Origin of the sequence: Halomonas sp., from assembly GCF_031581305.1 — a bacterium.
GTDB lineage: Bacteria > Pseudomonadota > Gammaproteobacteria > Pseudomonadales > Halomonadaceae > Halomonas.
This window is the reverse complement of the sequence record NZ_JAVLBC010000168.1, coordinates 1-7,084: the sequence shown is the minus strand read 5'-3', so window position 1 is coordinate 7,084 and position 7,084 is coordinate 1. Positions and strand designations below refer to the sequence as shown.

Below are 7,084 nucleotides of genomic sequence, written 5' to 3'. Positions count from 1 at the left end.
CACTCTACCGGTCTGACTAACGCCGCAGAAGGTGGGGTTGGTGGACCGCTTACAGCTCAAGGGCCAGGCGGGCTGACGCCTCCCCCGGCATCACGCTATAATCGGGCCCATTTTTCAGCATCCCCGGCACCCTGGCAGCCCCCCGAGGCGAGTTGCCATGGGTCGGTGCCACCTCCTCGACCCGGAACGCCCATGGACAAGACCTACCAACCCGAGCAGATCGAATCCCGCTGGTACGAGCGCTGGGAAGCCGACAACCGCTTCGCCCCCTCGGGCGAAGGCACGCCCTACGCGATCATGATCCCGCCGCCCAACGTGACCGGCAGCCTGCACATGGGCCACGCCTTCCAGGACACCATCATGGACACCCTGATCCGCTGGCGGCGGATGCAGGGGCGCAACACCCTGTGGCAGGTGGGCACCGACCACGCCGGTATCGCCACCCAGATGCTGGTGGAGCGCAAGGTCGCCGCCGAGGAGGGCAAGACCCGCTTCGACCTGGGCCGTGAGGCCTTCATCGACAGGGTATGGGAGTGGAAGCAGGAGTCCGGCGGCCATATCACCCGCCAGCTGCGCCGCATGGGCGCCAGCGTCGACTGGTCGCGCGAACGCTTCACCATGGACGACGGCTTCTACCGGGCGGTGCAGGAGGTCTTCGTGCGCCTCCACGAGGAGGAGCTGATCTATCGCGGCAAGCGGCTGGTCAACTGGGACCCCACCCTGCACACCGCCATCTCGGACCTCGAGGTCGAGAACAGGGACCAGCAGGGCAGCTTCTGGCACTTCCGCTACCCCCTGGCCGACGGCGTCACCACCGACGACGGCAAGGATCACCTGATCGTCGCCACCACCCGTCCCGAGACCCTGCTCGGCGACACCGGGGTGGCGGTCAACCCCGAGGACCCGCGCTACGCGTCGCTGGTCGGCACGTTCGTGGAACTGCCGCTGGTAGGCCGCCGTATCCCGATCGTGGCGGATGAGCATGCCGACATGGAGAAGGGCTCGGGCTGCGTGAAGATCACCCCGGCCCACGACTTCAACGACTACGAGGTGGGCCGCCGCCAGGGCCTGCCGCTGATCAACGTCTTCACCCAGGACGCCGCCATCCTCGCCCGTGCCGAGGCCTTCGACATCCAGGGCCGGCCGCTGCCCGATGTTGACCCGACCCTGCCCGAGGCCTATGCCGGCCTGGACCGCTTCGAGGCACGGCAGCGCATCGTCGCCGACATGGACGCCGCCAGCCTGCTCGAGCAGGTGGAGACGGTCAGCAACACCCTGCCCTATGGCGACCGCTCCGGCGACGTCATCGAGCCACTGCTCACCGACCAGTGGTTCGTGGCCGTCGAAGAACTGGCCAGGCCCGCCATCGAGGCCGTGGAGAAGGGCGATATCCAGTTCGTGCCGAAGAACTACGAGAACATGTACTTCGCCTGGATGCGCGACCTCCAGGACTGGTGCATCTCTCGCCAGCTGTGGTGGGGCCACCGCATCCCCGCCTGGTACGACTCGGATGGCAACGTCTACGTGGCGAGAAGCGAGCAGGAAGCCCGGGAGAAGCATGGCCTTCCCGCCGAGGTCGAGCTGACCCAGGACGAGGACGTGCTGGACACCTGGTTCAGTTCCGGGCTCTGGACCTTCGGCACGCTGGGCTGGCCGGAAGAGACTCCGGAGCTGGCGACCTTCCACCCCTCCAGCGTGCTGGTCACCGGCTTCGACATCATCTTCTTCTGGGTCGCGCGGATGATCATGCTGACCGGCAAGTTCATGGGCGAGGTGCCCTTCCGGCAGGTCTACGTGCACGGCCTGGTGCGCGACGGCCAGGGCCAGAAGATGTCCAAGTCCAAGGGCAACGTGCTCGATCCCATCGACCTGATCGACGGGATTGACCTGGAGAGCCTCGTCCAGAAACGGACGGGCAGCCTGATGCAGCCGCAGAAGGCCCGGGCGATCGAGAAGGCCACCCGCGCCGAGTTCCCCGAGGGCATCGAGCCCCACGGCACCGACGCCCTGCGCTTCACCTTCCTCTCCCAGGCCACCACCGGGCGCGACATCAAGTTCGACATGGGCCGCCTGGAGGGCTACCGCAACTTCTGCAACAAGCTGTGGAACGCCTCACGCTACGTGCTGATAAATGCCGAAGGAGAAGACTGCGGTGTCGACGGCGGCGAGGTGGAGCTGACCCTGGCCGACCGCTGGATCGTCTCGCGCCTGCAGCAGACCGAGACCCAGGTGACCAGGGCCCTGGAAGAGTTCCGCTTCGACCACGCCTCCCAGGCGCTGTACGACTTCGTCTGGAACGCGTACTGCGACTGGTACCTGGAGCTCTCCAAGCCGGTGCTGTGGGACGAGGCCGCCTCCGCGGAGGCCAAGCGCGGCACCCGCCGCACCCTGGTCCGCGTGCTGGAGGCGATCCTGCGCCTGGCCCACCCGATGATGCCCTTCATCTCCGAGGAGATCTGGCAGCGCGTCGCGCCACTGGCCGGCACCTGCCAGGCCGAGGGGGACTCCCTTATGGTCCAGCCCTGGCCGCAGGCCGATGACAGCAAGGTCGACGAGGCGGCGACCCGCGATATCGAATGGCTCAAGGGCGTGATCGTCGCGGTGCGCAACATCCGCGCCGAGATGAACATCGCCCCGGGCAAGCCGCTGGAGGTGCTGCTCACCAAGGGCAGCTCCGCCGACCGTGAGCGCCTGACGGCCAACCGCCCCTTCCTCGCCAAGCTGGCCAAGCTGGAGCGCGTCGAGTGGCTCGACGACCCCGAGCAGGCCCCGCTGTCGGCCACCCAGCTGGTGGGCGAGATGGAGGTGCTGGTGCCCATGGCCGACCTGATCGACAAGGAGGCCGAGCTCGCCCGCCTGGCCAAGGAGATCGACAAGCAGGACAAGCTGATCGGCGGCATCGAGAAGAAGCTGGGCAACGAGAGCTTCGTCGCCAAGGCCCCCGAGGCAGTGGTCGAGAAGGAGCGCGGCAAGCTCGCGGACTTCAAGGCCTCGCGCCGCCTGCTGGTCGAGCAGCGCGACAAGATCGCCGCGCTCTGATCGCTGACCCCGCCCCGAGCCGCAAGGACCCGCCACTGGCGGGTCCTTGTCGTTCAGGCTCGGTCGCTATCGGTCAGTCGACGCGTCGCCAGCCGCCCAGCACCCGCTGGTCGGGGCCGAAGAACACCAGCCGGTCGTGGTCGATCAGGTAGCGGTAGGCGTTCTCCAGCATGCCGGTCACCCGGGCGGCGTCCTCGGCCCGGGGGCAGGCGCGTCGGGTGGTGGCCAGGTCCGAGAACGTGATGCCATTGTTGTCGCCCAGCGCGGCCCGACCGGTCAGTCGGTTGCAGCCGTCGCTGCCGCTCACCCGGCCATCGCGGTCGATCACGAAATGGGGACGCTCCGGCATCTCGAGACGCTCGTTGGTGCCCACCAGCAGCAGGTTCCAGCGCTGGTCGACTACCGGCCCCTCGAGCCGGGCCGTGGGGTCGTCGATCTGGGGAGCCGGGCGGCTGCTGCAGGCGGCCAGCAGCAGGGCGCCAGCCGCGAGCAGCAGCGTGTTGCGTAACGGTTTGATCATCATGGTATCTTCCTTGAGGCATGAGGCGATTGCCCAGGCACCAAGCTTGCCCCAGCCGGGGCAACGAGACAATTCCCCCGCTCCCCCATGAGGCCCCGCATGCTTCACGCGCTCCACAACGATGCCCTCGGCAAGCTGATCCTGCGACTCACCGTGGCCGGCCTGTTGCTGCCCCATGGGCTGACCAAGCTGCTCAACCCGGGCAGCCTGACCTGGATCGGCAACACCCTGGCCGGCCAGGGCCTGCCGACCGTGCTCGCCTACGGCGTGCTGGTCGGCGAGGTGGTGGCGCCGCTGATGGCGCTGATCGGCTGGCGAAGCCGCGTGGCGGGGCTGCTGATGGCGGCCAACATGGTGGTGGCCATCTTCCTGGTGCACATGGGCGAACTTTCCACCTTCAGCGGCAACGGTGGCTGGGCCCTGGAGCTCCAGGGCTTCTTCCTGTTCGGCGCCCTGGCGCTGGTCTTCCTGGGCAGCGGACGGATGGCCTGGCGGCCCGACTGAGCCTGCCACTCGGCCGTCTGCCCCGGCGTTTACCAGGTGCCGGTATTCTCCATCGACGCCCACGGCTCCTTGGGCGGCAGGGCATCGCCGGCCTGCAGCAGCTCCACCGAGATGCCATCGGGGCTCCTGACGAAGGCCATATAGCCGTCCCGGGGCGGGCGGTTGATGGTCACGCCATTCGCCTGCAGGTGCTCGCAAAGGGCATAGATGTCGTCCACCCGATAGGCCAGGTGGCCGAAGTTGCGCCCACCGGTGTACTCCTCCGGGTCCCAGTTCCAGGTCAGCTCCAGTTCCGGCGCCTTGAGCTCGGCGGAGCGCGCCTCGTCCTCCGGGGCCGCCAGGAAGACCAGGGTGAAGCGGCCCTTCTCGTTCTCCTTGCGACGCACCTCGGTCAGGCCGAGCAGGTCACAGTAGAAGTGCAGCGAGGCGTCGAGGTCGCTGACCCGGACCATGGTGTGCAGGTACTGCATGAGGAACTCCTGTCGTGTCAGTCGTGGGTGTATTCGGAGAAGATCGCCGGCGTGCGATCGTCATGACGCCAGCCCAGCACCGCGTAGTCGTCGTGGCGGCCGGTCTCCATGCCGGGGGAGCCATGGGGCATGCCCGGGACCGCCAGACCCGCCAGGTCAGGCTGCTCGTGCAGCAGGCGACGGATGTCGGCCGCCGGGACATGGCCCTCGATCACGTAGCCGTCCACCACCGCGGTGTGGCAGGAGGCAAGCTCGGGCGAGACACCATGCTCGATCTTCACCGCCCGCATGTCGCGGGTCTCGTGCTGCGTGACCGTGAAGCCCGCGACCTCCAGGCGCTCGGCCCAGGCGGTACAGCAGCCGCAGTTCGGGTCCTTGTGCATCTCCACCACGGGCGGCTCGGCCCAGGCGGGAATGGCGATGGCGGCCAGCAGGGCGCCGGCGAGGGTCAGGCGTAGCGGTGATGTCATGACGGGCGCTCCCCGGTATAAGGTATCGGCATGATTGTCGGCCATCTCCCGGCCCCACTGCCACCCCGGAGTGACAGCATGAGCCATTACTGCGACCTGGCCCCCGGGCATCCGTTCCACGGGCCCTATCACGACCACGAATACGGCTTCCCGGTGAACGACGACCGCACGCTCTTCGAGCGCCTGGTGCTGGAGATCAACCAGGCGGGGCTCTCCTGGCTCACCGTGCTGAAGAAGCGCGAGGCCTTCCGGGCGGCCTTCGAGGGCTTCGACATCGACCGCATCGCCGGCTATGGCGAGGCCGAGCGGGCGCGGCTGCTGGCGGATGCCGGCATCATCCGCAACCGTCTCAAGGTCGATGCCGTGATTCACAATGCCGGGGTGGTACAGGCCTTGCAGGCCGAGCACGGCAGCCTGCGCGCCTGGCTCGACCACCACCACCCGCTGGAGCATGCCGCCTGGGTGCGCCTCTTCCGGCGCACCTTCCGCTTCACCGGCCCGGAGATCGTGGGCGAGCTGCTGCTGAGCACCGGCTACCTGCCCGGCGCCCACCGCGACGACTGCCCGGTGCAGGCACGCATCCTGGCCGCGAGGCCGTCCTGGGCACGGCCCGACTGAACGCCCCCGGGGAACCCCCGGCATACCCGGGCGTCACAGGAAAGGCTTACCGCTGACCAAGGACCCCTGATGGACTCGATTACCCAGGCCGCCCTGGGCGCGGCAATCGGCGGCACCGTGCTCGGCCGTCGGCTGGGCCGCAAGGCGGTCCTCCTCGGCGCGGCCCTCGGCACCCTGCCCGACCTGGACGTGGTCATCGACTACGGCGATGCCGTGGCCAACGTCACCGAGCACCGCGGCTTCTCCCACTCGCTGTTCGTGCTGGCGGGACTGGCCACCGCCCTGGCCCTGCTCTCGGCGCGATTCGCCCCGGCACGGGACATCTCCCTGCGCCGCTGGGGGCTCTTCTTCGGGCTCATCCTGCTGACCCACCCGCTGCTCGACGCGCTGACGACCTATGGCACCCAGCTCTGGTGGCCGCTGGAGGTACGTCCCGCGGCCTGGCCCATCGTCTTCATCATCGACCCGCTCTACAGCCTGCCGCTGCTGGTGGGCGTGGGGGTGGCGCTGGTCACCGGCAGGGCGCAGCGGGCGCCGCGCTGGGGGCTGGCGCTCTCCTGTGCCTACCTGGTGTTCGCCGTCGGGGCCAAGTCGCTGGTCGAGGCGCGCATCGCCCCGGTGCTGGCCGAGCAGGGGCTGCAGCAGGCACCGCGGCTGGTCCAGCCGACCCCCTTCAACATCCTGCTGTGGCGGGTCACCGTGGCCGACGGCGCGCACCACCATGAGGCCCTGGTAGGGGTGCTCGACGGCGACCGCCGCCCTTCGCTGGAGACCTATGCCCGCGGCGCCGAATGGGAGTCGTTGGCGCTCGAAAGCGCCAACGGCCGGCGGCTCGACTGGTTCGCCGGTCCTTTCCTTCGCTACGAGACCCGCTACCTCGATGGTCGCGAGACCCTGGTGGCCACCGACCTGCGACTGGGCTTTCCGGGCTTCCACCCCTTCGCCTTCACCCTGGCCACCCGCGACGACGACTGGCAGCCGGTCGGCGTTTCCGAGCAGCTGCCCTCCGCCGCCCGCGGCAATCGGGACGCCCTCTCCCGACTGGGATCCCGCATCCTCAGTCCGGCGCCGGAGCTCTGCACCAGCGACTTCGTGTCCCCCCAGTGGCTGGTCGGCACACCCGGACAGTGCTGACGACCGGAATCGATGCTCGCGGAGATGGCTGTCAGCGGCTCCTCAGGGCGCGATGCCCTGGCCGCAGCCGCGATACTGCTCGCCGCCGATGCTCAGGGTGACCCGCGCCGGGAAGGGCTGACCGCTCATGCTGTCGAAGCAGGCCCGCGCCTCGAGGCGCAGCTCGAAGGGCGTGTCGGCCCGGCCACTGGCCAGGATCATGCGCCCCTCGGCGTTGTCCAGGGTGGTCACGCGGTAGGGCAGGGTCATCTCGCGCTTGCCATAGTCCAGCACCAGGGTCGCCTGGGGCCGGTCATTGGCCAGATTGACGATCCAGCCCGGCTCGTTGC

Annotated in this window: 7 protein-coding genes and 1 pseudogene; 4 read left to right on the top strand and 4 right to left on the bottom strand. The window is 68.8% G+C overall.

The window, feature by feature from the left end:
- The first annotated feature begins 192 nt into the window (after positions 1-192).
- Positions 193-3,039, top strand: coding sequence for a valine--tRNA ligase (locus RI841_RS12905; protein WP_310706016.1), 2,847 nt, complete (start codon positions 193-195; stop codon positions 3,037-3,039).
- Between the two features lie 73 nt (positions 3,040-3,112).
- Here the strand turns inward: RI841_RS12905 and RI841_RS12900 are convergent, their stop codons facing one another.
- Positions 3,113-3,562, bottom strand: coding sequence for an META domain-containing protein (locus tag RI841_RS12900; protein ID WP_310706015.1), 450 nt, complete (start codon positions 3,560-3,562; stop codon positions 3,113-3,115).
- Positions 3,563-3,658: 96 nt separating this feature from the next.
- On the opposite strand from RI841_RS12900, the gene RI841_RS12895 reads away from it, so the two are divergent.
- Positions 3,659-4,063, top strand: a complete 405-nt coding sequence (locus RI841_RS12895; protein ID WP_310706014.1) for a DoxX family protein — start codon at positions 3,659-3,661, stop codon at positions 4,061-4,063.
- A 29-nt stretch (positions 4,064-4,092) separates the two neighbouring features.
- Here RI841_RS12895 and RI841_RS12890 read toward each other — a convergent pair whose 3' ends face one another.
- Together RI841_RS12890 and RI841_RS12885 are read right to left on the bottom strand one after the other, a co-directional pair.
- The gene (locus RI841_RS12890; protein WP_310706013.1) at positions 4,093-4,533 is read right to left on the bottom strand and encodes a VOC family protein; all 441 of its coding nucleotides are present in this window, start codon (positions 4,531-4,533) and stop codon (positions 4,093-4,095) included.
- 17 nt (positions 4,534-4,550) lie between these two features.
- Positions 4,551-5,003: a DUF411 domain-containing protein gene (locus RI841_RS12885; RefSeq protein ID WP_310706012.1), complete on the bottom strand. Its 453-nt coding sequence runs from the start codon at positions 5,001-5,003 to the stop codon at positions 4,551-4,553.
- 78 nt (positions 5,004-5,081) lie between these two features.
- Here RI841_RS12885 and RI841_RS12880 point away from each other — a divergent pair, with 78 nt between their 5' ends.
- Both RI841_RS12880 and RI841_RS12875 read left to right on the top strand, forming a co-directional pair.
- Positions 5,082-5,621 (top strand): DNA-3-methyladenine glycosylase I, encoded by a 540-nt coding sequence (locus RI841_RS12880; protein WP_310706011.1) that lies wholly within the window; start codon positions 5,082-5,084, stop codon positions 5,619-5,621.
- A gap of 69 nt (positions 5,622-5,690) precedes the next feature.
- A complete protein-coding gene (locus RI841_RS12875; protein WP_310706010.1) occupies positions 5,691-6,755 on the top strand; it encodes a metal-dependent hydrolase in 1,065 nt (354 codons plus the stop codon).
- A 42-nt stretch (positions 6,756-6,797) separates the two neighbouring features.
- Here the strand turns inward: RI841_RS12875 and RI841_RS12870 are convergent.
- Positions 6,798-7,084 (bottom strand): annotated as a pseudogene (locus RI841_RS12870) (C-type lysozyme, inhibitor); the annotation flags it as partial.